Raw genomic sequence first — 23,990 nt, forward strand, 5'->3', positions numbered from 1 at the left:
CCGGACCGCACTGCCGCGGACCGCGTGCCCGGGTGGACCGGCGCGGTGGCCGGCAGGGTCCCGGGCGTTCCTCGACCTCGGTCGCACCGCCCGAGCGTCAGGGCGTGACCGCGAACTCCCGCAGGATCGCGGTGGCCAGATCCTGGTCGCCGTCCACCTTCACCCGGTCCACCGCCGCCGTCGCCCGCATGCGGCCGCACGCCAGCCGGTGGTACGTCTCCCAGTCCATGGCCAGGGTCACGACGGGCCCCAACGAGGGTGCGCCGTCGACCGTTCCGCGTCCGTCCGCGTCCACCCGGACCGTGCGCAGGAACTCGACCGGACCGTGAACATCGAAGACAACCGCCGAGTTCGGCGGTGCGCCCGCGTCCTTGGCGACCGTCTTCGGCAGCGCCTCCAGCAGGCAGTCCCGGGTGATGTAGGCACCGGGGGAGTCCTCGTTGCCCGGCCGGCCGATGGCGGCCCGCAGATCCTGCTCGTGCACCCAGAGGTCGAACGCACGCATCCGCATGGCGAGTTCGAGGGTCTGCTCGGCGCCCAGCGGCGCGCGGACCACCGCGTCGGGACCGCGGGTCTCGTTGCGCAGCTGGCGGGCGCGCCGGATCATCGTGTACTCGAGCTCGGAGGTCATCTCCGGCGCCGTGTGGTGGCGCCGCACATCGACCTGCATCTCCATGTAGCGCGCGAAGTCGCTCTGCACGTGGTAGAGATCACGCGGCAGTGTGTGGATCGGCCGGGGATCGCCGAGCATCTCGCACTCCATGCCGATGACGTGCGAGACCAGGTCACGCACCGACCAGGCGGGGCACGGCGTCGGACGGTTCCACTCACCCTCGACGAGCGGCTGCACCAGCTCGGCTATCGCTTCAAGGGAGTGAGTCGAGGCGTCGGCGTAGGTCTGGAGGCTGGGATGGACGGTCACGGGACCCCTCGGCGGTTCTGCGGTACGCGGGCTGGGCTGCTGCTGACTGCTGGGCTGCGTGGGAGGCTCGGCAGTTAAGTTACGCTGCCGAGCGTCACCCCGGCAGTGCTTTCGTGTGACGATCGTAGGCCCGCCCCGAGGGCTCGAATGCCAGGACGGTGGTAGTGTGCGCGCCTCCCTCATCCAGATCGCAGCAGACCCGGACGAAACGGTCAATTCCCGTAGACAGCGTGCGGCTTCACTCGTTCGTGAGCAGCGCGGTGCGGATCTGGTGGTCCTGCCCGAGTTGTGGCCGGTCGGAGCGTTCGCGTACCAGTCGTTCGAGGCCGAGGCCGAGACACCGGCCGGGCCGACGTACGAGGTGATGGCCGAAGCCGCGAGGGACGCGGGTGTCTGGCTGCACGCGGGTTCGATCGTCGAACGCGACCCCGACGGCACGCTCTACAACACCTCCCTCGTCATCTCCCCCACGGGCGACCTCGCGGGCACCTACCGCAAGATCCACCGCTTCGGATTCGACAAGGGCGAGGCGGTGATGATGGGCGCGGGCGGGGACCTGGCGACGGTCGCGCTGCCCGACCTGACCATCGGCCTCGCCACCTGTTACGACCTGCGCTTCCCCGAGCTCTTCCGGGGCCTGGTCGACGCGGGGGCCGGCCTGTTCGTCGTTCCCGCGGGCTGGCCCGCCCGCCGCCGCGGCCACTGGACCCTGCTGGCCCGCGCCCGCGCGGTCGAGAACCAGGCGTACGTCCTCGCCTGCGGTACCGCGGGCACCCATGGGGGCGTCGAACAGGCGGGGCACAGCATCGTGGTCGACCCGTGGGGCGAGGTGCTCGCCGAGACGGGGCCGGGCGAGGAGATCCTGACCGTCGACCTCGACCCCGCGAAGGTGGCGGCGACGAGGGACCAGTTCCCGGTGCTGAAGGACCGGCGCCTCGGTGTGGTGGCGCCCGACATCCTGCGCTGAGCCCCCCGCACCCGGACCCTCCGGGGCGGGGCACGGTCGCTCAGTCCTCCTCGCGCTCCTTCTCCGCCATCCGGATCACACACACGGCCACGGCGATCATCAGCGCGGCGTCCGCGTCCTCCCGGACCACGTTGACGGCGTACGTCTCCCGCACGTGGAACCACTGCCGCGAGATGTGCGCGAGCAGCTCACCCTCGTACTCGACGACGAACTCCCGGTCGAGGATGCGCCCGCTGACATCGAGCTCGGTGCCCTCGGCGAGGGTGACGCGGTAGTGATTGCGCAGCAGCGACAGCCGCTTCCTGCGGATGGTGGCGAGGGTGCTGTCGTCGCGCTCGATGGTCATGGTGTCCCGCAGGCTGATCAGCTTCTTGCGGAGCGTGACCAGGATCGTGCCGTTCGGGTCCTTGAGCTCCAGGGTGTCCCGGAGACGCAGCGCCTTGCCGTCGACGAGGAAGGCGTGACGGCCCTGCTCGTCCTCGATCCAGTAGTCGTCGCCGATCGCGAAGATTTTGTCGCGCACGAGATATTTCATGCGGAATGCGTACCCCCGGCGGCGACGGTGGATGGGGGTCCGGGCGCACGTGCACGCGTTCGGGCGCCCGTGCCCGTCGCGTCAGTCGCCGACCTGGTGTTCCACTCGGTGGCGGATGTAGTCGTCCGGATGGGACCGGGCTATGGCCACCGCCGCGTCCACCAGGCTGTGGAACTCCGCGGGATAGGCGGACTTCCGCAGTGACAGACCCGGCAGGATGCAGCGCCGGACGTCCACGTGCTCGTTGCTCACGAACTCGCGCAGAGCGGTCTCGTTCCACTCGGCCACCACGCCCGCGCGGTCGGCGGGCTCCGGCTTCCCGATCGCTCCGGGGTTCTGGGCCCGTACGCGGGGCATCCGCGGGGGCAGGGCCGACCAGTACCAGGCACGCGCGGCGCCGGCCCGTTCGTGGTCCGTGCCCGCCTTCAGATAGGCCAGCAGCGCGGATTGGACCCGTCGCTGACCGAATGCGTTGAGGGCCGGCTCGACGAACTGGCGGTTGAAGCTCGGATCGGGATCGTGGACGGCCGCCCTGACCAGCGTGTCGAACGACTCCTCGGAGAGGGTCAGGCCGCGGAGGCAGGCGCTGCGCAACGCGGTCCTGATGTGCTGCACCCATGTCCGCCGGCCGCCCGGCTCCGGTTCCGGCTCCGCAAGGAGACCGGCATCGAGACCGAGGATCCGGACGACGTCCACCAGACTCCTGGCGAAGACCTCCCGGCCGTCCTCCGTCCTCCCGGGCAGTGCCATGAACCCGTGCGTCGTCGCCGCGTCACCGGCAGCCGTCTCGTTCCCGTCCGCAGACAATCGTCTCTCCCCCTGTCGTAGGCCCTGTCGTGGGCCTGCAATCCGGCATTCACACCCAGGTGGCAAGCTTGAACCATGAACGATGCCGCCCCGGCGCCCACCCCCGCGCCCCGCAAGCGTGCCCGCGTCCGTGCCCCTGAACTGGTCGGCAAGGGCGGCTGGCTCAACACCGGAGGCAAAGAGCTCACCCTCGCAGACCTGCGAGGTAAGTGCGTTGTTGTGGACTTTTGGACATTTTGCTGCATCAACTGCCTTCACGTCCTCGACGAACTCCGCGATCTCGAGGAGAAGCACCGCGACACCGTCGTGATCATCGGCGTCCACTCGCCCAAGTTCGTGCACGAGGCCGAGCACCAGGCCGTCGTCGACGCCGTCGAGCGGTACCAGGTGCACCACCCCGTCCTGGACGATCCCGAGCTCGCCACCTGGAAGCAGTACGCCGTCCGCGCCTGGCCCACCCTCGTCGTGATCGACCCCGAGGGATACGTCGTCGCGCAGCACGCCGGTGAGGGGCATGCGCACGCCATCGCCAGGCTCGTCGAGGAGCTGGAGGCCGAGCACGAGGCCAAGGGGACGCTGCGGCGCGGGGACGGGCCCTATGTGGCGCCCGAGCCCGTCGCCACCGATCTGCGCTTCCCCGGCAAGGCCGTGCTGCTGCCGTCCGGGAACCTCCTCGTCTCCGACTCCACCCGCGATCAGCTCGTCGAGCTGGAGCCCGACGGGGAGAACGTCGTACGGCGGATCGGGGACGGGATCCTCAACGAGCCGCAGGGGCTCGCGCTGCTGCCCGACGGGCGGGTCGCCGTAGCCGACACCGTGAACCACACCATCCGTGCGTACGACCCGGAGACCGGCGCGTTCGAGACGCTCGCCGGGACCGGCCGGCAGTGGTGGCAGGGGTCGCCCACCAGCGGTCCCGCGCTCGATGTGGCGCTGTCCTCGCCGTGGGACGTGGCCTGGTGGGGCGGGAAGCTGTGGATCGCCATGGCGGGCGTCCACCAGCTGTGGACGTACGACCCGGAGACCGGGACCGTCGAGGCCGCGGCCGGCACCACCAACGAAGGGCTCGTCGACGGACCCGCCGCCGAGGCCTGGTTCGCGCAGCCGTCGGGGCTCGCCGCCACCGAGGAGCGGCTGTGGATCGCCGACTCGGAGACGTCCGCCCTGCGCTGGATCGACCCGGATCTCGAGGTGCACACGGCGGTCGGCACGGGACTGTTCGACTTCGGGCACCGGGACGGGCCGGCGGACCAGGCCCTCCTCCAGCACCCGTTGGGGGTCACCGCCCTGCCGGACGGGTCGGTTGCCGTGAGCGACACGTACAACCACGCGCTGCGCCGCTACGACCCGGTGAGCGGCGAGGTCAGCACGCTGGCCACGGATCTGCGGGAGCCCTCAGGGGCCGTTCTCGTCGGTGACGACATCGTCGTGGTGGAGTCGGCCCGGCACCGGCTGACCCGGCTGCGGCTGCCGGACGAGGCGGTACGGGTCGAGGCCGTCGCGCACCGGACACAGCGTGCGGCGACCGAGGTCGCCGGTGGCACGCTCCGACTGGACGTGGTCTTCCAGGCCCCGGCCGGCCAGAAGCTCGACACCCGCTACGGGCCCTCCACCCGGCTGCTCGTCTCCTCGACGCCGCCCGAGCTGCTGGTGGCCGGCGAGGGCGCCGGGACCGATCTGTCGCGGGAGCTGGACATCGATCCGGCGGTGGGCGAGGGCGTGCTGCACATCTCGGCGATGGCGGCGTCCTGCGACGACGATCCGGAGAACGAGTACCCGGCCTGCCATGTGCATCAGCAGGACTGGGGCGTCCCGGTGAAGGTGACGGCGGACGGGGCGGCCCGGCTGCCGCTGGTCCTGGCGGGGATGGACGAGGGCCGCCAGTAGCCCTTCGTGTACGGGAGGTGCGCCCACGCCGCGCTGGCCACAAGCCGTCTTGCGACCGCACGCACCGGACGCTCCCCCTACGCCCTGCGGGCGTGGGGAACCCCCAGTGCTTGACGGGCAGACATTGCTGGTCGAGGCACTGGCTCCGGACAGCGCCCAGCCGCGATGGGGCTAGTGGAACAGGCCCTGCCGCCAGGCCGGTCGGCCGGCCGCGCCGTCCAGGCAGCCAGCCACCCACAGGCCCGGGTCGTACGACGCCTTGCGTCCGCCCCAGCCCTCGGCGTGCAGCCGTGCGCACCCGCCGGCCAGGAGGTCCTTCACCTCCTGGCCGGTGCGGTCGTACTGCCGGACGCGGTTGCCCTGGAGGAAGCCGGATTCGTACGCCACGTCCTCGGCCCACGGCGGCCGGTCGTGGTGCCGGTCGATGAGCACCCAGGCACCGGTGGCGAGGACGGCGGCCGCCGAGGCGAGCGCGAGCAGCAGCGTGCGGCGCGAGGGGCCGGTGTGGTGGACGGCGACCGTGTCATGACCGAGCAGAACCATGGGCACCACGGTGCCGTCCGGGGCCTTTCCCGGATGTTTCGTGGTCGCCGAACGCGCCGCCGGGGCGCGGGAGTTCAGCCCTCCAGGAACGACGCGATCGCGTTCGCGAGCAGATAGGGGTCGTCGGAGCCGCACAGTTCCCGCGCGCTGTGCATGGACAGGATCGCCACACCGACGTCGACGGTCTGGATGCCGTGCCGGGCCGCCGTGATGGGGCCGATCGTGGTGCCGCACGGCATCGCGTTGTTCGACACGAACGTCTGCCACGGCACGCCGGCCTTCTCGCAGGCCGCGGCGAACACCGCGCGGCCGCTGCCGTCGGTGGCGTAGCGCTGGTTGACGTTGACCTTGAGGATGGGGCCGCCGTTGGCGCGCGGGTGGTGCGTGGGGTCGTGGCGCTCCGCGTAGTTGGGGTGCACGGCGTGGCCGGTGTCGGAGGACAGGCACACGGTGCCGGCGAAGGCCCGGGCCTTGTCCTCGAAGCTGCCGCCGCGGGCGAAGACCGAGCGTTCCAGGACCGTGCCGAGCAGGGGGCCGTCGGCGCCGGTGTCGGACTGGGAGCCGTTCTCCTCGTGGTCGAAGGCGGCGAGTACGGGGATGTACGGCAGGTCGGACGATGCGGAGACGGCGGCGAGTGCGGCGGTGGCCGCGTGCACGGACAGCAGGTTGTCCATGCGCGGTCCGGCGAGCAGTTCGCGGTCGCGGCCGAGGTAGGCGGGCCGCTCCACGGAGTGCACCATGAGGTCCCAGCCGGTGACGTCGCCCTCGGTGAGACCGGCCTCCTCTTCGAGGAAGTGGATGAGGTCGCCCTCGTGGGCGTCGCCCAGGCCCCAGATCGGCTGCATGTGGCGCTGCTTGTCGAGCTTGAGGCCGTCGGTGTGCACGGAGCGGTCGAGGTGGATCGCCAGCTGGGGCACGCGCAGCAGCGGCCGGTCGATGTTCACCAGGCGGTGGGACCCGTCGCGCAGGCTCAGCCGGCCGGCGAGCCCGAGGTCGCGGTCGAGCCAGCTGTTGAGGAGCGGGCCGCCGTAGACCTCGACGGCGACCTGCCGCCAGCCGTGCGCACCGGTGTCGGGCAGCGGCTTGACGCGCAGGTTCGGGGAGTCGGTGTGGGCGCCGACGATCCGGAAGGGGGTGTGCGCGGTCGCTCCCTCCGGCACGAACCAGGCGATGATCGCGCCGCCGCGGAGCACGAACCGGCCACCGGTGGTCCCGTCCCAGGCGTCGGTCTCCTGCACCTGGCGGAAGCCGGCCTTCTCCAGCCGTTCGGCCGCGGTCGCCACCGCGTGGTACGGCGTCGGCGAGGCCGTCAGGAAGGACATGAGGTCGTCGGTGTGTCCGCGGTCGAAGCGGGCGGGGGCGCTGCTGCTCATGGAGCCACCTTAACGAGGGCGCCGCGGCGGGCGGAAAGAGGAAAGCGGCCCGCCCCCCGGAGGGAGCGGGCCGCACGAAGCGTGGTCCGTCAGAAGGACGCCTCGTCAAGGTCCATCAGCGAGAGGTCAACGGTTTCCGCGAGGGCGCGCTCGGCGGAGACGCCCGGCAGGATGGTGGCGGCGAAGAACTTCGCGGCCGCGATCTTGCCGCGGTAGAACGCCACGTCCTTGGCCGACGCGGTCTCCAGCTTCTCGGCCGCGACGGCCGCGCCGCGCAGCAGCAGGTAGCCGACGACGACGTCGCCGGAGGCCATCAGCAGACGCGTGGTGTTGAGGCCGACCTTGTAGATGTTCTTGACGTCCTCGCCGGTGGCGATGAGGTCGTTCGTCATGGTGCCGACGATCGCCTCGAGGTCCACCGCCGCCTTGGCGAGCGCGTCGCGGGCCGGGGCCAGCTCCTCGCCGCCGGTGCCGACCGCGAGGAACTTCTTGATCTCCTCGGAGAGGGCGTTCAGCGCCTGGCCCTGGTCGCGGACGATCTTCCGGAAGAAGTAGTCCTGGCCCTGGATGGCGGTGGTGCCCTCGTAGAGGGTGTCGATCTTGGCGTCCCGGATGTACTGCTCGACCGGGTACTCCTGGAGGTAGCCGGAGCCGCCGAAGGTCTGGAGCGACTGGGCGAGCTGCTCGTAGGACTTCTCGGAGCCGTAGCCCTTGACGATCGGCAGCAGCAGGTCGTTGAGGGCGACGAGGGCGGCGGTGTCCTCGCCCGCGGTCTCCTTGGCGGCGATCTCGTCCTGGATGGACGCCGTGTAGAGGACCATGGCGCGCATGCCCTCGGCGTACGCCTTCTGCGTCATCAGCGAGCGGCGCACGTCGGGGTGGTGCGTGATGGTGACCTTGGGCGCGGTCTTGTCCGCGAAGTTCACCAGGTCCTGGCCCTGGACGCGCTCCTTGGCGTACTCCAGCGCGTTCAGGTAGCCGGTGGAGAGGGTGGCGATGGCCTTCGTGCCGACCATCATCCGGGCGAACTCGATGATCATGAACATCTGGCGGATGCCGTCGTGCTTGTCGCCGATCAGCCAGCCCTTGGCGGGGTGCTGGTCGCCGAACGTGATCTCGCACGTGTTGGACGCCTTGAGGCCCATCTTGTGCTCGACGTTCGTGGCGTACACGCCGTTGCGCTCGCCCAGCTCGCCGGTCTCCCAGTCGAAGTGGAACTTCGGGACCAGGAAGAGGGACAGGCCCTTGGTGCCCGGTCCGGCGCCCTCGGGGCGGGCCAGCACGTAGTGGAGGATGTTCTCCTCCATGTCGTGCTCACCGGAGGTGATGAAGCGCTTCACGCCCTCGATGTGCCAGGAGCCGTCCTCCTGCTCGACGGCCTTGGTGCGGCCGGCGCCCACGTCCGAGCCGGCGTCCGGCTCGGTGAGGACCATGGTGGATCCCCAGCGCTTCTCGACGGCGATCTCGGCGACCTTCTTCTGCGCCTCGTTGCCCTCGGTGAAGAGGATGCCGGCGAAGGCCGGGCCCGAGGAGTACATCCATATGGCCGGGTTGGAGCCCAGCAGCAGCTCCGCGTACGACCAGATCAGGGAGCGCGGCGCGGTGGTGCCGCCGATCTCCTCGGGCAGGCCGAGGCGCCAGTACTCGGAGTCCATGAAGGCCTGGTAGCTCTTCTTGAAGGACGCCGGTACGGGCGCGGTGTTGGTCTCGGGGTCGAAAACCGGGGGGTTGCGGTCGGCGTCCGCGAAGGACTCCGCCAGCTCGTTCTCGGCGAGCCGGGCGACCTCCTCCAGGATGCTCTTGGCGGTGTCGACGTCCATCTCCGCGAACGGACCCGTGCCGTACAGCTTGTCGCGCCCGAGGACCTCGAAGAGGTTGAACTCGATGTCGCGGAGATTCGACTTGTAGTGCCCCATGGCGACGGCTCCGTAAGGATCGGGAGAAGGGTCGGACGGCGGACTTCTCGTCCACGTACCAGTAAGTAGCTACGATGATGCTACCCGTCGGTAATAAGATGCAACCCCTCTTGGGTGAACTGTGACTCGTTACTCTTGCGGGCATGTACGGCTATGACCAGAACCCGGGCGCTCAGCAGCAGTACGCCCCCCAGCAGCCATATGGGGGACAGCCGCACGGGCAGCCGCTGTATCCCGAGCCGTCGCCGCCGTCCCTCGCCGACGCCGTACGGGCCTTCACCACGGCTTCTCTGTCCGCGGAGGACTTCCAGCAGATCTTCGCGACCTCCAAGGTCTACTGCCCGCGGGGCGACAATCCGGGGTTCCTGGCGCTGCACAACACCCAGCAGCCGGTCATTCCGATGTTCACCTCCCTCAAGGAGCTGCGCAGGTACGCGGGCAAGGAGTCCAAGTACTTCGTGATCACCGGGGCCGAGGTCATCGACCTGCTGCCCACGGGGTACGGCTTCGTCCTCGACATGGAGGGTGAGCACCGCATGGTCTTCGACGCGAAGGCCGTCGAGCAGATGGTCGACTTCGCGATGCGGCGGATGTACGGCTGACGACGCCGCTCGCACGGCGCCCGGGAGGAATACCTCCCGGGCGTTTCTCGTTCCGGGTGGCAGGAAGTTCATCATTCAACTAAAGTGGTCGCACAAGGAGGTCCTCCCATGCCTGCAGTGACTGTCGAGAACCCGCTCACCCTGCCGCGCGTGTCCGCACCCGCGGACGCCGTGCCGCGGCCCGTCCTCGCGGTGACCACCGCGCCCAGCGGCTTCGAGGGGGAGGGTTTCCCGGTGCGCCGTGCGTTCGCCGGGATCAACTACCGCTACCTCGACCCGTTCATCATGATGGACCAGATGGGCGAGGTGGAGTACGCGCCGGGCGAGCCCAAGGGAACGCCCTGGCACCCGCACCGCGGCTTCGAGACCGTCACCTACCTGATTGACGGAACGTTCATCCACCAGGACAGCAACGGCGGCGGCGGAACCATCCAGGGCGGCGACACCCAGTGGATGACCGCGGGCTCCGGCCTGCTGCACATCGAGGCGCCGCCGGAGTCGCTCGTCATGTCCGGCGGGCTCTTCCACGGGCTCCAGCTCTGGGTGAACCTGCCCGCGGCCGACAAGATGATGGACCCCCGCTACCAGGACATCCGCGGCGGCCAGGTCCAGCTGCTCAGCACGCCCGACGGCGGTGCGCTGCTGCGCGTCATCGCGGGTGAGCTCGACGGTCACGAGGGCCCCGGCATCACGCACACGCCGATCACGATGATCCACGCGACGGTGCGTCCCGGCGCGCAGCTCACGCTGCCGTGGCGCGAGGAGTTCAACGGCCTCGCCTACGTCCTGGCCGGACGCGGCACGGTCGGCACCGACCGCAGGCCGGTCCGCACCGGGCAGACCGCGGTCTTCGGCGACGGCGGTTCGCTGACGGTGCGCGCGGACGAGACCCAGGACTCGAACGCTCCGGACCTGGAGATCGTGCTGCTGGGCGGCCGTCCGATCCGGGAGCCCATGGCGCACTACGGACCGTTCGTGATGAACACACAGGCCGAACTCCAGCAGGCCGTCGAGGACTTCCAGAAGGGCCGCCTCGGCACCGTCCCGGCCGTCCACGGGATGTAAGGGCGATCCTCCGGACCCCGCCGGGCGGCGTGCGCTTCCCGCACGCCGCCCGGCGGGGTCCGGGCCGTTCCGCCTCCCGGCGACTGCCACCTGATGGGGTGTCACCCGCCTGGCGGTGAACGGCGGGACGCGGCCGTCCGGCTGTGATCGGGTGGGGGCGTGCTGACCCTTCTGCCCGAGCCCGTGCGGCGCGTCACCGCCTGGTGCGTGGTCGCGCTCCTCGTGGCGGGGGTCGGCGCGGTCCTCATCTGGCTGATCAGCACCTTCCAGGCCGCCGTCACCCCGGTCCTGCTCGCCCTGCTCGGAACGGCCCTGCTGGGGCCGCTGCACCGGCGGCTCATCCGGATGAAGATGCACCGTTCGCTGGCCGCCGGGCTGACGTGTGCCGCCGTGGTCGCCGTCGTCGGCGGCGCCGGGTACATCGTCGTCAGCGCGCTGATCGAGACCGGCGACCAGATCGTGGCCTCGGTGCGGCAGGCGGCCAGGGACCTGGCGGGCCTTCTGGGGGCCGCCGGGACATCGCTCGACGATCTCGCCGCCAACGCCCGGGAGCTGCTGGGGAAGTTCGGCAGCACCGCCGCGTCCGGCGTCATCAGCGGACTGAGCGTGGTGGCCGAACTGATCGCCACCGCCGTCCTCGCCCTGCTGCTGATCTTCTTCTTTCTGCGGGACTCCCACAAGGCCGTCGGACTGGTGCGCTCCCTGGTGCCCGGATCGAGCGGAGACGCCGCCGAGGCCATGGGGCGGCGGGCCTTCGAGGCCGTCGCGGGCTTCATGCGGGGCACCACGTTCATCGCGCTGATCGACGCGCTGTGCATCACCGTCGGACTGCTGATCCTGCGGGTGCCGGGAGCGATGGGCCTCGGCGCCCTCGTCTTCGTCGGGGCCTACATCCCGTACCTCGGGGCCTTCCTCTCCGGCACGGTCGCCGTGCTCGTGGCGCTCGCCGACCGCGGTTTCGTGATCGCGCTGTGGGTGCTCGGGGTGGTGCTGGCCGTCCAGGTGCTGGAGGGCCATGTGCTCCAGCCCGTGATCCAGAGCCGTACGGTGCAGATGCACCCGGCCGTCGTCATGCTGGCGATCACCGCCGGAGCGGGCGTCGCCGGCATTCTCGGGATGCTGCTCGCCGTGCCTGTCACGGCCGCCGTGTTCGGGGTGATCGGCGAGCTGCGCACCCGCTACGCGGCGTCGGGCTCCGGCCCGGCGGGCGGCACCTCGCCGGACGCCGGGGACTCGTAGAGCTCGAACCAGATCGACTTCCCCTCGCCCCGCGGGTCCACCCCCCACGCGTCCGCGAGCATCTCCATCAACAGCAGGCCCCGCCCGGAGGAGGCCAGTTCGCCGGGGCGGCGCTTGTGCGGGAGTTCGTCGCTGGAGTCGGTGACCTCCACCCGCAGCCGGCGGGTGCTGTCCCGGCCGACGACCTCCGCGAGCAGCAGGGCGTTCCCGTCCGTGTGGACGAGCACATTGGTCACCATCTCCGAGACCATCAGCACCGCGGAGTCGACCTGCTCCGCGTCCGCCCAGTCGTGCAGCATCTCCCGCAACTGCCTGCGGGCCACCGCGATCCGTTCGGGCTCCGCCTGGGCCACGCTCATCGCGGTGCGCCGCGCCGCCTCGCGGTCGGGCGATCCGTCGCGGGAGATCAGCAGGACGGCGATGTCGTCCTCGCGCCGGTCGGCGAGCGGGCCGGTGGTGTAGTGGGAGCCGGGGCCGTGCACCGCCTGGACCAGCTGGTCGGCGAGCTCCTCCAGCGACCCGGACCCGTCGCTCTCCAGGACCGTGCGCAGCCGGGCCCACCCGGTGTCCAGATCGTGCCCGCCCGTCTCGATGAGCCCGTCGGTGCAGATCATCATCGTCTCGCCGGCCTGCAGCGTGAAGCTGGTCGTCGGGTAGTAGGTGTCCGGATCGATGCCCAGCGGCAGCCCGCCGTCGGTGGGCCGCATCAGCACCGTGCCGTCGGCCATCCTGACGGCCGGTTCCGGGTGGCCGGCGCGGGCGATCTCGATGCGGCCGGTCGACGGATCGGCCTCCAGATAGAGGCAGGTGGCGAACCGCGGGCTGGAGTGGTCCTCCTCGTCGTAGGTGTCCGTGATGCCGTGCAGAAAGCGGGAGGCCCGGGAGAGCACCGCGTCCGGCCGGTGCCCCTCGGAGGCGTAGGCGCGCAGCGCGATCCGCAGCTGGCCCATCAGCCCCGCGGCGCGCACGTCGTGGCCCTGGACGTCGCCGATCACCAGCGCCATCCGGCCCGACGGCAGGGGGATCATGTCGTACCAGTCGCCGCCGACCTGGAGGCCGCCGCCGGTGGGCACGTACCGGGCGGCCACCGACATCCCGGGGATCGCGGGCCCGAGCACCGGCATCATCGAGCGCTGGAGGCCCAGCGACAGCTCGCGCTCCGAGTCGGCGACACCCGCGCGGGCGAGCGCCTGCGCCAGCATGCGGGCGACGGTGGTGAGCACGGACCGCTCGTCGGGGGTGAAGGCCACCCGGTGCTTGAACGCCGCCATCCAGGCGCCGATCGTGCGCCCGGCGACGATCAGCGGCAGGAAGGCCCAGGACTGGCGGCCGAAGCGCTCGGCGAGCGGCCAGGTGGTGGGGTAACGGCGGCGGTACTCCGCAGGGGTGGGCAGATACGCGGCCCGGCCGGTGCGCACCACTTCGGCGGCCGGATAGTCCGTGTCCACCGACATGTCGAGGAAGGGGTGGTCGTCGTCCGCCTGGTGCCCGTGGTGGCCGATGATCGTGAGCCGGTCCCCCGTGACACCGAAGACCGCGAGCCCGTCCGGCGAGAATCCCGGCATCGAGAGGGAGGCGGCGACCCGCAGGACCTCCGCGGTGGAGCGGGCCTCGGCCAGGGCGCGGCCCGCGTCCAGCAGGAACGCCTCGCGGGAGCGCCGCCAGTCACCGGTGATGGCGGTCTGCGCCGCGGTGCCCTCCGTCGGCTCCGCGACCTCCTGGAGCATGCCGATCAGCAGGTAGCCGCCCTCCTGGGCGATGGGTCTGGAGCGGCTGCGGACGGTACGGAGCACCCGGCCGGCCTCGTCGACGATCCGCAGCCGGCCCTCGGCGAGCGTCCCCTCGGCGATGGCGAGGCTGACGACGCCGTTGATCTCGTTCCAGTCGACGGGGTGGAACCGGGAGCGCACGGTGCCCTCGGGGTACGTACCGGACTCGGCGGGCAGCTCGAGCAGCCGGGCGGCCCCCGCGTCGAGGGTGACGGTCCCGGATGCGTTGTCCCACCGCCACAGGCCGGTCGCGATCGCGGCCAGGACGTCCTCGGTGCGCATTGCCTCACTTTATTCCGATCTTCGGTCCGATGACGTCCCGGGGGGCGGGGGCCGGACGGCCGATGATCTACGGCGGCAGGGCGGTCCGAGGAGCGGCCAAGCGGGGCATGTATATGCCAATGAGGCGAAGGGGGGCCGGGCGGTAACCTTGACGGGCCCGGCCACCCCCGAATCGCTAAGACTGGATGAACGACGATGCATCGGTACAGGTCCCACACCTGCGGCGAGCTCCGCGCCTCTGACGTCGGTACCGACGTCCGGCTGAGCGGCTGGCTGCACAATCGCCGAGACCTGGGTGGCATCCTCTTCATCGATCTGCGCGACCACTACGGCATCACGCAGCTCGTGGCCCGCCCCGGCACCCCGGCCAACGAGGCGCTGTCGAAGCTGACCAAGGAGACCGTCGTCCGTGTCGACGGCAAGGTCTCCGCGCGCGGTGCCGACAACGTCAACCCCGACCTGCCGACCGGTGAGGTCGAGATCGAGGTCTCCGAGGTCGAGGTGCTGGGCGCGGCCCAGCAGATCCCGTTCACGATCAACGCCGACGACGGTGTCAACGAGGAGCGGCGCCTGGAGTACCGCTTCCTCGACCTGCGCCGCGAGCGCATGCACCGCAACATCATGCTGCGCTCCGCCGTCATCGCCTCGATCCGCCAGAAGATGGTGGCCCTCGGCTTCAACGAGATGGCGACCCCGATCCTGACCGCGACCTCCCCCGAGGGCGCACGGGACTTCGTGGTGCCCTCCCGGCTGCACCCCGGCCGGTTCTACGCGCTGCCGCAGGCGCCGCAGCAGTTCAAGCAGCTGCTGATGGTCTCCGGCTTCGACCGCTACTTCCAGATCGCGCCCTGCTTCCGCGACGAGGACGCCCGCGCCGACCGCTCGCCCGGCGAGTTCTACCAGCTCGACCTGGAGATGAGCTTCGTCGAGCAGGAGGACGTCTTCCAGCCGATCGAGAAGCTGATGACCGAGCTCTTCGAGGAGTTCGGCGGCGGCCGGCACGTCACCTCGCCGTTCCCGCGCATCCCGTTCCGCGAGTCGATGCTCAAGTACGGCAACGACAAGCCCGACCTGCGCGCGCAGCTCGAACTGGTCGACATCACCGACGTCTTCGCGGGCTCCGACTTCAAGGCCTTCGCCGGCAAGCACGTGCGCGCCCTGCCGGTGCCGGACGTGGCCGGCCAGTCGCGGAAGTTCTTCGACGGCCTCGGCGAGTACGCGGTCGAGCACGGCGCCAAGGGCCTCGCCTGGGTCCGCGTGGGCGAGGACGGCTCGCTGTCCGGCCCGATCGCCAAGTTCCTCACCGAGGACGACGTCAAGGTCCTCACCGAGCGCCTCGGCCTGGAGGCCGGCCACGCCGTCTTCTTCGGCGCCGGCGACTTCGACGAGGTCTCCAAGATCATGGGCGCGGTCCGCGTCGAGGCCGCCAAGCGCGCCGGCCACTTCGAGGAGAACGTCTTCCGGTTCTGCTGGATCGTCGACTTCCCGATGTACGAGAAGGACGAGGAGACCGGCAAGGTCGACTTCTCCCACAACCCCTTCTCGATGCCGCAGGGCGGCATGAAGGACCTGGAGGAGAAGGACCCGCTCGACATCCTCGCCTGGCAGTACGACATCGTCTGCAACGGCATCGAGCTCTCCTCGGGCGCCATCCGGAACCACGAGCCCGAGGTCATGCTGAAGGCCTTCGAGATCGCCGGTTACGACCGCGAGACCGTGGAGCACGAGTTCAAGGGCATGCTGAAGGCCTTCCGCCTCGGCGCCCCGCCGCACGGCGGTATCGCCCCGGGTGTCGACCGCATCGTGATGCTGCTGGCCGACGAGCCCAACATCCGCGAGACGATCGCCTTCCCGCTCAACGGCAACGCCCAGGATCTGATGATGGGCGCGCCGACCGAGCTGGACGAGTCGCGGCTGCGCGAACTGCACCTCCAGATCCGCAAGCCGGCCGTCAAGCCCGGCGAGTAGTCGCACACGCAGCGCTGAAGCGAAGGCCCCGCACCGGTCATCCGGTGCGGGGCCTTCGCCGTTCCCGGACGGCCGGGCGCTGCTGGGAGGGCTTTTCGCAGCGTGTTTCGACGAGCGGCACTCCCGGGCAACCCGATCGGCACCCCGGCGCGTTCCTCTGACGTGGAAGACCGAACGCAAGGACGGTGGCGGTGCGATGGGCTCCGAGAGCGACGACGGCGACTTCGAGGAATTCGTCGCCGCCCGCGGCCCGCGACTGCTGCGCATGGCCTGGCTGCTGACCGGCGACGCCCATCTCGCCGAGGACCTGCTGCAGACGGTGCTGGCCAAGGTGTGGCCGCGCTGGCACAGAATCGCGGCGGACCATCCGGAGGCGTACATACGCAAGGCGCTGGTGCACACCCATGCCTCCTGGTGGCGCCGGCGCTGGCGGGGCGAGGTGCCGCACGGGGTGGTCCCCGACACGGCCGCGCAGTGGGACGCGTACGCGGGGGTCGATCTGGAGCAGTCCCTGGCCGCGGCCGTACGCCTGCTGCCGGTGCGTCAGCGGGCGGTGGTGGTCCTGCGCTACTTCGAGGATCTGAGCGTCGAGGAGACCGCGGCCACGCTCGGCTGCGCCCCGGGCACCGTCAAGAGCCAGTCCGCGAAGGCCCTGCGGACCCTGCGGGCGCTGCTGCCCGCGGCCGTCGTGGAAGGCGGTGAGCGTCGTGCCCGACCGTGAGGGCGACCAGGCCGAATACGCGGAGCAGGAACTCCGTGTCCTGCTGGAGCGGGCGACACCCGATCTGCCCGCGCCCGAAGGACGGCTCCAGCAGGTGCGCGAACGCATGGCCCGCCGCCGGCGTATGCGCCGCACCGGGGGCGCCACCGCGGTCGCCGTCACCGCCGTCGTGCTCACCGGAACGCTGGCGCCGGACCTCCTGCGCGACGACGGCACCCGGCAGGTGACCCCCGCCGCACCGATGCCCTCGGGGAGGGCGGCGCAGAAGGCGGCGCCGGAGACCGCCGTGACCTTTCCCGCGCTCGCCGCGCTCACCCTGCGGCTTCCCGAGCGGTGGCGGGCGCTGGCGGTCCCCGAGGCGCCCCGGTTCAAGTCGGCGGCTCAGGGGTTCGCCGGCAACCAGTTGCCCGGCGCGGTCGACCGGGCCTGCCCGGACAAGGACGTCCGGGGCTGCCCGCCGCTGGAGGTTCTGCGGCCCGGCGGCGTGTTGCTTACCCTGACGATGGAGCGCAGCGCCGGCCTCGGGACCAAGGCCAGACAGCCGGCGGAGCTGTACGACACGGTCACCGTGACGCCCGCCTGCCGCAAGATCGGCGGTCGGACGTCCTACAGCACACTGGTCGGCGGCGTACCGGACCCCGACGCAGGGCTTCTGGTCACCCTCTGCGTCGCCACCGGCACACCCCGGGGAACGGTGGACGAAGCCCGGCGCATCGTGGCCGGCATGCGGTTCGGCGGCGTGACGGCCTCCCCCGCGCCCACACCGACGCCCTTCGGCACCCTGCCCGCGACACAGCAGCCGAAGGTCCCGGAATGAAAGGCCCGTACATGCCCCTGCGGACCGGAGTGATCCCGGCAGTGGCGCTCGCGGCCTCTCTGGTGCTCACCGGCTGTGGTGCGGGCGTCACCGCGGGGCCGCCGCCCTCCGCGGACACCTCCGCCGTCACGGACACCAAGGGCGGCCGAGCGGGGGCGGCCGAGCCGCTGAGCGCACGGCCGAAGGAGATACCCGGCATCGGACCGGCGACCCGCGCCCGGATCGGCACGGCCTCCCGCCAGGCACTCGTGGTCACCGGCGGCGCCCGCGACGCCAACCGCGCCGTCGCCACCCTCTACGAGCGCGACGACACCCGCGGCTGGGAGGCCGTCGCCGGTCCCTGGCCGGCACACAACGCGCTGCGCGGCTGGACCGAGGACCACCGCCAGAACGATCTGCGGTCACCGATCGGCGTCTTCGGCCTCACGGACGCGGGCGGCCGGCTGCCCGACCCGGGCACGGCGCTGCCCTACGACCGGGGGCCGGCGTTCACCGCGCGCGGCACGAACTTCGACGGTGAGCCGCTGACCGGGGCGTTCGACTATGTGGTGGCGATCAACTACAACCGCAAGCCCGGCACGACCCCGCTGGACTGGACCCGCCCGCTCGGCTCGTCCAAGGGCGGCGGGATCTGGATCCACGTGGACCACGGAGGCGCGACACAGGGGTGCGTGTCGCTTCCGCGCGGACGGATGAAGGAGCTCCTGAAGAAGCTCGACCCCGACCGGCGGCCGGTCGTGGTGATGGGACCCGCCGAGTCCCTGGCCCGCTGACTGCGCGGGAGGCACGGAACGCGCTGAGCCCCGGCGGTGCCGGGGCTCAGCGGTTCGAGGTGCGCGACGGCGTTACGCCGGCTTCTCCTCCAGGCGCGGGAACAGCACCGCGCCCTTGGTGACCGTCGCGCCGACCGGCAGCCCGCCCCACTCGCCCGCCTGCTGGACACGCTGGTCCGCGAGAGCGCCGAGACCGGCCTCCGCGCCCAGCGAGTCCCACAGCGCCTGCGACGTCTGAGGCATGACCGGGTTCAGCAGGACGGCGACCGCCCGCAGCGACTCCGCCGCCGTGTAGAGGATCGTCGCGAGACGTGCCTGGCCCTCGGGCGAGGTGTCCTTGGCGACCTTCCAGGGCTCCTGCTCGGTGATGTAGCCGTTGACCTGCTTCACGAACTCGAAGACCGACAGGATGCCGCCCTGGAAGTCCAGCTCGTCACCGATCTTGCGGTCGGCCTCGGCGACCGCCCGGGCCAGACCCTCCTGGACCGCCTTCTCGGCATCGCCGGACGCCGTGGCCTCCGGCAGCACGCCGCCGAAGTACTTGCCGACCATCGCCGCGACCCGGGACGCGAGGTTGCCGTAGTCGTTGGCGAGCTCACTGGTGTACCGGGCGGTGAAGTCCTCCCAGGAGAACGAGCCGTCCTGGCCGAACGAGATCGCGCGCAGGAAGTACCAGCGGTACGCGTCCACGCCGAAGTGCGAGGTCAGGTCCTGCGGCTTGATGCCGGTCAGGTTCGACTTCGACATCTTCTCGCCACCGACCATCAGCCAGCCGTTGCACGCGACCTTGCCGGGCACCGGCAGACCCTGCGCCATCAGCATCGCGGGCCAGATGATCGCGTGGAACCGCAGGATGTCCTTGCCGATCAGGTGCACGTTCGCCGGGAAGGTCTCCTCGAACTTCGCCGGGTTCTCGTTGTAGCCGACGGCGGTCGCATAGTTGAGGAGCGCGTCGATCCACACGTAGATCACGTGCTTGTCGTCCCACGGCACCTTCACGCCCCAGTCGAACGTCGACCGGGAGATCGACAGGTCCTGGAGGCCCTGCTTGACGAAGTTCATGACTTCGTTGCGGGCCGACTCGGGCTGGATGAAGCCGGGGTCGGCCTCGTAGAGCTCCAGCAGCTTCGGACCGTACTCGCTGAGCTTGAAGAAGTAGTTCTCCTCCTTGAGGAGCTCCACCGGCGTCTTGTGGATCGAGCAGAGCTTCTGCCCGGCGAACTCGCCCTCGCCGTCGATCAGGTCGCCGGGGAGCTTGTACTCCTCGCAGCCCACGCAGTACGGGCCCTCGTAGCCGCCCTTGTAGATCTCGCCCTTGTCGTACAGGTCCTGCACGAACTCCTGCACACGGTCCGTGTGCCGCTTCTCCGTCGTCCGGATGAAGTCGTCGTTCGCGATGTTCAGGTGCTCCCAGAGAGGCTTCCAGGCCTCTTCCACGAGCTTGTCGCACCACTCCTGGGGCGTGACGCCGTTCGCCTCGGCAGTGCGCATGATCTTCTGACCGTGCTCGTCCGTGCCGGTGAGGTACCACACCTTCTCACCGCGCTGGCGGTGCCAGCGGGTGAGCACGTCGCCTGCGACGGTCGTATAGGCGTGGCCCAGGTGAGGAGCGTCGTTGACGTAGTAGATGGGGGTCGTGACGTAGTACGCCTTCGCCCCCTGCTTCTCGGATCCAGTGGCCGCCATGGTCGAAATCCTAACGGCCTCCGGAAGGTCACCTCACCCGGATAAACCCCGGCCACCGGGACGGAGACGTCCGCGAAACATCCTGTGCCGTAAAAAGACGCATCCTGGGAGGAGAGGCGGCGCGGACTGTGCAGGGGGAGGACAACATGCGGGTACTGGTCGCCGAGGACGAACAGGTTCTGGCAGAACTGGTCGCCACGGGGCTGCGGCGGGCCGGATTCGCCGTCGACACCGTCTACACCGGGGACGCGGCCCTCGCCTACCTCGGACTGCACGACTACGACGTCGTCGTCCTCGACCGCGACCTGCCGCGGGTGCACGGCGACCAGGTGGCCCGCGAACTGGTCGCCTCCGCCGCCCGCACCCGCATCCTGATGCTGACCGCGGCCTCGTCCATGGAGGACCGGGTGGAGGGGCTCGACCTCGGGGCGGACGACTATCTGGGCAAGCCCTTCGAGTTCCCCGAGCTGGTCTCCCGGGTCCGTGCGCTGCGCCGGCGCAGCGCACGGCCGGTGCCGCCGCTGCTGGAGCGCCAGGGCGTCCGGCTGGACACGGTCCGGCGCACGGCCGAGCGCGACGGCCGGGATCTCGACCTCTCACCGAAGGAGTTCTCGGTGCTCCAGATCCTGCTGGAGGCGGACGGGGCGCCGGTCTCGGCGGAGGAACTGCTGGAGCGGGCGTGGGACGCGCACGCCGATCCCTTCACCGGCGCGGTCCGGGTCTGTATGAGCAAGCTGCGGTCGAAGCTGGGGGAGCCCGCGCTGATCCGTACGGTCCAGGGTGTGGGGTACGCCCTGTGAGCCGCGACGGCCTGGGGCCCGGCTCGATGATCCGGACCCGGATCGCCCTCGTCTACGGAGGCGTCTTCCTGGTCCTCGGCGCCTGTCTGCTCGGCATCGTCAACGTCCTCTCGCGCGCCGGTACGCACGACAAGGTGACCGCCATCAGGGCACGCGCCGTACCGGAACTGCCGGTGCGGGACGTGCGGGGCGCGACCGTGGTGCAGCTGACCGAGAGCGTCCAGGCCGAGGCGGGGCGGCAGATGCTGATCTGGTCGGTGTTCGCCCTGCTGGCGACGGCGCTCTGCGCGGTCGTGGTGGGGTGGTGGACCGCCGGGCGGGTGCTGCGGCCCGTGCACGCCATGACGGCGAAGGCACGGACCCTCTCGGAGCGGGCGCTGCCGGAGGTCCCGCCGGGCGGGGGCTGGGGAAGGATCGGCGCGAGCGGCCCCGACGACGAGCTCAAGGAGCTCGGCGACACGCTGGACTCACTGCTGGCCCGGCTGGAGAAGGCGTTCGACAGTCAGCGGCGGTTCATCGCGAACGCCTCGCACGAGCTGCGTACGCCGCTGGCCACCCAGCGCACCGCGATCCAGGTGGGTCTGCACGCGGACGTCACCCCCGAGGAACTGGCCGCGACCAAAGGGGTGTTGCTCGACAGCAACCGGCGCAGCGAACGGCTCATCGAAGGGCTGCTGGTCCTGGCGCGCAGCGAACGGGGGCTGGCGGAACACGAGGACGTCGACCTCGGGGAGGTCGTCGCGGAGGAGGCCGCGCGGTACGACGTGACGGCGCGGGTGGCGCAGGGCGCGGTGGTGCGGGGGAACCGGCTGCTGCTGGCGCAGCTGGTGCGCAACCTGGTGGCGAACGCGGTCGACCACAACATCCCGGACGGCACGGTGGCGGTCGCGGTGTCGGGCGGTGTGTTCACCGTCGTCAACACCGGTCCGGTCGTCCCCGCGGAGGAGATCGCGGCGCTGTTCGAGCCGTTCCGGCGAGGGGAAGGGCGGGACCGGATGGGCCCCGGGGCGGGCCTGGGGCTCTCGATCGTCCGCACGATCGCGCAGGCGCACGGCGGCACGGTGACGGCCGAGCCGGGGCCCGAGGGCGGGCTGGCCGTCACCGTGGCGCTGCCTGTGGACTAGGTCGTGTCCGCAACGTCTCGTCAGGGTCGCGACGCCCAGCACGCACCCTCGCTGCGTTGCCGATACGCCCGAGTAGCTCCGCTACGAGGGCGCACCGGCGCCTTGCGATCGCACGCACCGGACGCCGCGACCCCCGCCCTGCGGGCGGACGACGATACTTTGCGGACACTCCCTAGAGCTTCCAGGTCTTCAGCAGACCGCCGAACACCTCGGCGTCCGACAGGTCGCGCGGTGCCGGGCCCGCGTGGAAGAACCCGGCGTTGTCGACGGAGAGCTTGCGGAGGTAGTCGAACGCCTTCGCGTCGTGCTCGCCGAAGGCGACGAACTGCCAGAACACCTTCTTGTCCGCCGCTGCGGCCAGCGCGTCGGTGGCGGCCGTCTTGGACTCGGGAGCGCCGTCCGTCTGGAAGATCACGAACGCGGGGGCGTCGGTGCCGGCCTTGGCGTGCAGGGCGAGCACCTCCTCGACGGCGAGGTGGTAGTTGGTCCGGCCCATGCGCCCGAGGGAGTCGTGCAGTTCGTCGATGCGGCCCTCGTACGCGTCGAGGGTGAGCTCGCCGGTCCCGTCGATCTCGGTCGAGAAGAACACCACGCCGACACCTGCGTCCGCGTCCAGCTCGGCGGCGAGGGCGAGGGCCTGCTCGCCGAGGTGCTGGGCGCTGCCGTCCTTGAAGTACGGCCGCATGGACCCGGACCGGTCGAGGACGAGGTAGACGCGGGCACGGGCGGAGGAGAGCCCGGCGTCGGCGAGGGCGGCGCGGGCGGCGTCCCGACGGGCGGCCAGGGAGGCGGTGGCCCCGGTTGCCGTCTTGGCCGGCTCGGGCTCGGGCGCCGAGGCGGCCTTCGCGGTGGCGCGCTTGGCGGGAGCGGACTTCTTGGTCGCGGCGGCCTTGGTGGCAGCCTTGGCGGCGGGCTTGTCGCCGGCGTCGGCCTCCGTCGTGGCGGGAGCGGCAGCGGCCTTGGCCGGTGCCTTCTTCGCCGGTGCCTTCTTGGCCGGGGCCTTCTTGGCGGTGGTCTTCCGGGGCTTGGCAGGGGCGGGCGTCTCGGCCTTCGCCTCGGCGGCGGGCTTGTCGGCCGCGTCCGCTGCGGCGGCGGGCTCGGGGGTGGCCGCCTCGGCAGCCGCCGGAGCCTTCTCGGCCTTCGCCTCGGCGGCGGGCTCGGCCGCGGGTTCTGCCGACTTCGGGGCGGTCTCGGCCTTCGGCTTCGCTTCGGCCTTCGTGGCGGCCGACTTGGCGGGTGCCGGGTTCTTCTCGGCCTTCGGCTCGGTGGCGGGCTCGGCCGCGGGGGCTGCCGACTTCGTGGCGTCGGCGGCCTCTTCGGCAGCTTCCGGCTTCGCCGGAGCCTTCTCGGCCTTCGCCTCGGCGGCGGGCTTGTCGGCCGCGGGGGCTTCCTGCTTCGCGGGGGTCTGGGCCTTCGGCTTCGCTTCGGCCTTCGTGGCGGCCGACTTGGCGGGCGCCGGGTTCTTCTCGGCCTTCGGCTCGGTGGCGGGCTCGGCCGCGGGGGCTGCCGACTTCGTGGCGTCGGCGGCCTCTTCGGCCGCCTCCGCCTTCGCCTCGACGGGCGCGGCCGCGGAGCGCGCGGACTCCTCCGGCTTCGCCGGTGCCGGGACCACCTCGGGCGCCGCGGACTCCGGCTTCGCCGGGGCCGTCTCCGGGTCCGGTTCCGTCCTCGCCTGGTGCGGGACCGACTTCTTCCGGCCCTTGGGGGCCGCCTTGTCGAACGCGGCCGAGACCAGGTCCGCCGCTCTGTCCGCCGGAGTCGGTGCCGGCACCGTCGCCGAGGACGGCGAGGTCGTCGTGGCGGTCTCCGTGCGTTCCGACTGGGGCGGGACGGATGCTGCCGTCGACTCGGTGGGCTCCGACCGGTCGCGACCGAATACCTTGCGCAGCAAGCTCCGAATGCCCATGTGCGAGGCCTTTCGCATGAGTTGAGTGCGATGAATGTCCGCACATGGGCCGGGGTGTCCAAGGTGTGTCCTGGCCAGGGCGGACACGTAAGGTTAGCCGCCGTCCCGCCGGGAGCCCGGCAGGGGCGGGGGACCCGGCGCCGGACCGTTCGTGAACACCCGTCCGCCCGCACAGGCAGCTCCGGATTCATCCACCGTTCACCTCGTAGCTGCCACCTTGCACATGACCGCCCCTAATGTCACAGCCGGATCTTTTCCGACACGCTGTCGGCGCGGGGTGCGCCGTAG

20 protein-coding genes are annotated in these 23,990 nt (G+C 71.1%); 11 read left to right on the forward strand and 9 right to left on the reverse strand.

Annotated elements, in window-relative coordinates; all coding sequences use genetic code 11:
• Window positions 1-97 precede the first annotated feature (97 nt).
• Window positions 98-922, reverse strand: a complete 825-nt coding sequence (locus OHA05_RS18540) for a maleylpyruvate isomerase family mycothiol-dependent enzyme (RefSeq protein WP_328861186.1) — start codon at window positions 920-922, stop codon at window positions 98-100.
• Window positions 923-1,088: 166 nt separating this feature from the next.
• On the opposite strand from OHA05_RS18540, the gene OHA05_RS18545 reads away from it, so the two are divergent.
• On the forward strand, window positions 1,089-1,889 hold the full coding sequence (locus tag OHA05_RS18545; protein WP_328861187.1) for a carbon-nitrogen family hydrolase: 801 nt from the start codon (window positions 1,089-1,091) through the stop codon (window positions 1,887-1,889).
• A gap of 40 nt (window positions 1,890-1,929) precedes the next feature.
• Here OHA05_RS18545 and OHA05_RS18550 read toward each other — a convergent pair whose 3' ends face one another.
• On the reverse strand, window positions 1,930-2,424 hold the full coding sequence (locus tag OHA05_RS18550) for an LURP-one-related/scramblase family protein (protein ID WP_313945234.1): 495 nt from the start codon (window positions 2,422-2,424) through the stop codon (window positions 1,930-1,932).
• 81 nt (window positions 2,425-2,505) lie between these two features.
• On the reverse strand, window positions 2,506-3,231 hold the full coding sequence (locus OHA05_RS18555) for a hypothetical protein (RefSeq protein WP_328861188.1): 726 nt from the start codon (window positions 3,229-3,231) through the stop codon (window positions 2,506-2,508).
• A gap of 75 nt (window positions 3,232-3,306) precedes the next feature.
• Between OHA05_RS18555 and OHA05_RS18560 the strand changes: the two genes are divergently transcribed.
• Window positions 3,307-5,118, forward strand: a complete 1,812-nt coding sequence (locus OHA05_RS18560) for an NHL domain-containing thioredoxin family protein (RefSeq protein ID WP_313945232.1) — start codon at window positions 3,307-3,309, stop codon at window positions 5,116-5,118.
• A 171-nt stretch (window positions 5,119-5,289) separates the two neighbouring features.
• Here the strand turns inward: OHA05_RS18560 and OHA05_RS18565 are convergent, their stop codons facing one another.
• The 3 genes from OHA05_RS18565 to OHA05_RS18575 form a co-directional block, all read right to left on the reverse strand.
• Entirely contained in the window at window positions 5,290-5,661 is a 372-nt protein-coding gene (locus OHA05_RS18565) for a hypothetical protein (RefSeq protein WP_313945231.1), read from the reverse strand.
• 74 nt (window positions 5,662-5,735) lie between these two features.
• A complete protein-coding gene (locus OHA05_RS18570; RefSeq protein WP_313945230.1) occupies window positions 5,736-7,034 on the reverse strand; it encodes a M18 family aminopeptidase in 1,299 nt (432 codons plus the stop codon).
• A gap of 89 nt (window positions 7,035-7,123) precedes the next feature.
• Window positions 7,124-8,950 (reverse strand): acyl-CoA dehydrogenase, encoded by a 1,827-nt coding sequence (locus tag OHA05_RS18575; protein ID WP_313945229.1) that lies wholly within the window; start codon window positions 8,948-8,950, stop codon window positions 7,124-7,126.
• Between the two features lie 143 nt (window positions 8,951-9,093).
• Between OHA05_RS18575 and OHA05_RS18580 the strand changes: the two genes are divergently transcribed.
• From OHA05_RS18580 to OHA05_RS18590, 3 genes are all read left to right on the forward strand, one after another.
• Entirely contained in the window at window positions 9,094-9,552 is a 459-nt protein-coding gene (locus OHA05_RS18580) for an SseB family protein (protein ID WP_313945228.1), read from the forward strand.
• 108 nt (window positions 9,553-9,660) lie between these two features.
• The gene (locus OHA05_RS18585; RefSeq protein ID WP_313945227.1) at window positions 9,661-10,617 is read left to right on the forward strand and encodes a pirin family protein; all 957 of its coding nucleotides are present in this window, start codon (window positions 9,661-9,663) and stop codon (window positions 10,615-10,617) included.
• Window positions 10,618-10,776: 159 nt separating this feature from the next.
• On the forward strand, window positions 10,777-11,856 hold the full coding sequence (locus OHA05_RS18590) for an AI-2E family transporter (protein WP_328861189.1): 1,080 nt from the start codon (window positions 10,777-10,779) through the stop codon (window positions 11,854-11,856).
• Here OHA05_RS18590 and OHA05_RS18595 read toward each other — a convergent pair.
• The gene (locus OHA05_RS18595; protein WP_328861190.1) at window positions 11,796-13,907 is read right to left on the reverse strand and encodes an ATP-binding SpoIIE family protein phosphatase; all 2,112 of its coding nucleotides are present in this window, start codon (window positions 13,905-13,907) and stop codon (window positions 11,796-11,798) included. The genes OHA05_RS18590 and OHA05_RS18595 overlap by 61 nt on opposite strands.
• A gap of 195 nt (window positions 13,908-14,102) precedes the next feature.
• On the opposite strand from OHA05_RS18595, the gene aspS reads away from it, so the two are divergent.
• The 4 genes from aspS to OHA05_RS18615 all read left to right on the forward strand — a co-directional run bounded on the left by aspS (window position 14,103) and on the right by OHA05_RS18615 (window position 18,186).
• Window positions 14,103-15,875: an aspartate--tRNA ligase gene (gene aspS / locus OHA05_RS18600; RefSeq protein ID WP_313945224.1), complete on the forward strand. Its 1,773-nt coding sequence runs from the start codon at window positions 14,103-14,105 to the stop codon at window positions 15,873-15,875.
• Between the two features lie 196 nt (window positions 15,876-16,071).
• Window positions 16,072-16,596 carry a SigE family RNA polymerase sigma factor gene (locus OHA05_RS18605; RefSeq protein ID WP_313945223.1) on the forward strand — a complete coding sequence of 175 codons (525 nt, stop codon included), beginning with the start codon at window positions 16,072-16,074 and terminating at the stop codon, window positions 16,594-16,596.
• Complete coding sequence (locus OHA05_RS18610) at window positions 16,583-17,413, forward strand: hypothetical protein (RefSeq protein ID WP_328861191.1); 831 nt, start codon at window positions 16,583-16,585, stop codon at window positions 17,411-17,413. Before OHA05_RS18605 ends, OHA05_RS18610 begins: the two co-directional genes overlap by 14 nt.
• Window positions 17,410-18,186, forward strand: a complete 777-nt coding sequence (locus OHA05_RS18615) for a L,D-transpeptidase family protein (protein WP_313945221.1) — start codon at window positions 17,410-17,412, stop codon at window positions 18,184-18,186. The genes OHA05_RS18610 and OHA05_RS18615 overlap by 4 nt, the downstream gene beginning before the upstream one ends.
• A gap of 72 nt (window positions 18,187-18,258) precedes the next feature.
• On the opposite strand, the gene metG is transcribed toward OHA05_RS18615, so the two are convergent.
• The gene (metG, locus tag OHA05_RS18620; protein ID WP_328861192.1) at window positions 18,259-19,872 is read right to left on the reverse strand and encodes a methionine--tRNA ligase; all 1,614 of its coding nucleotides are present in this window, start codon (window positions 19,870-19,872) and stop codon (window positions 18,259-18,261) included.
• A gap of 146 nt (window positions 19,873-20,018) precedes the next feature.
• Here metG and OHA05_RS18625 point away from each other — a divergent pair, with 146 nt between their 5' ends.
• Both OHA05_RS18625 and OHA05_RS18630 read left to right on the forward strand, forming a co-directional pair.
• Window positions 20,019-20,672 (forward strand): response regulator transcription factor, encoded by a 654-nt coding sequence (locus OHA05_RS18625; RefSeq protein ID WP_328861193.1) that lies wholly within the window; start codon window positions 20,019-20,021, stop codon window positions 20,670-20,672.
• Window positions 20,669-21,796, forward strand: coding sequence for a sensor histidine kinase (locus OHA05_RS18630; protein WP_443043714.1), 1,128 nt, complete (start codon window positions 20,669-20,671; stop codon window positions 21,794-21,796). The genes OHA05_RS18625 and OHA05_RS18630 overlap by 4 nt, the downstream gene beginning before the upstream one ends.
• Before the next feature lie 172 nt (window positions 21,797-21,968).
• On the opposite strand, the gene OHA05_RS18635 is transcribed toward OHA05_RS18630, so the two are convergent.
• Window positions 21,969-23,702, reverse strand: coding sequence for a VWA domain-containing protein (locus OHA05_RS18635; RefSeq protein WP_328861194.1), 1,734 nt, complete (start codon window positions 23,700-23,702; stop codon window positions 21,969-21,971).
• Window positions 23,703-23,990 lie beyond the last annotated feature (288 nt).

The organism is Streptomyces sp. NBC_00306 (assembly GCF_036169555.1).
GTDB classification, from domain to species: Bacteria; Actinomycetota; Actinomycetes; order Streptomycetales; family Streptomycetaceae; genus Streptomyces; species Streptomyces achmelvichensis.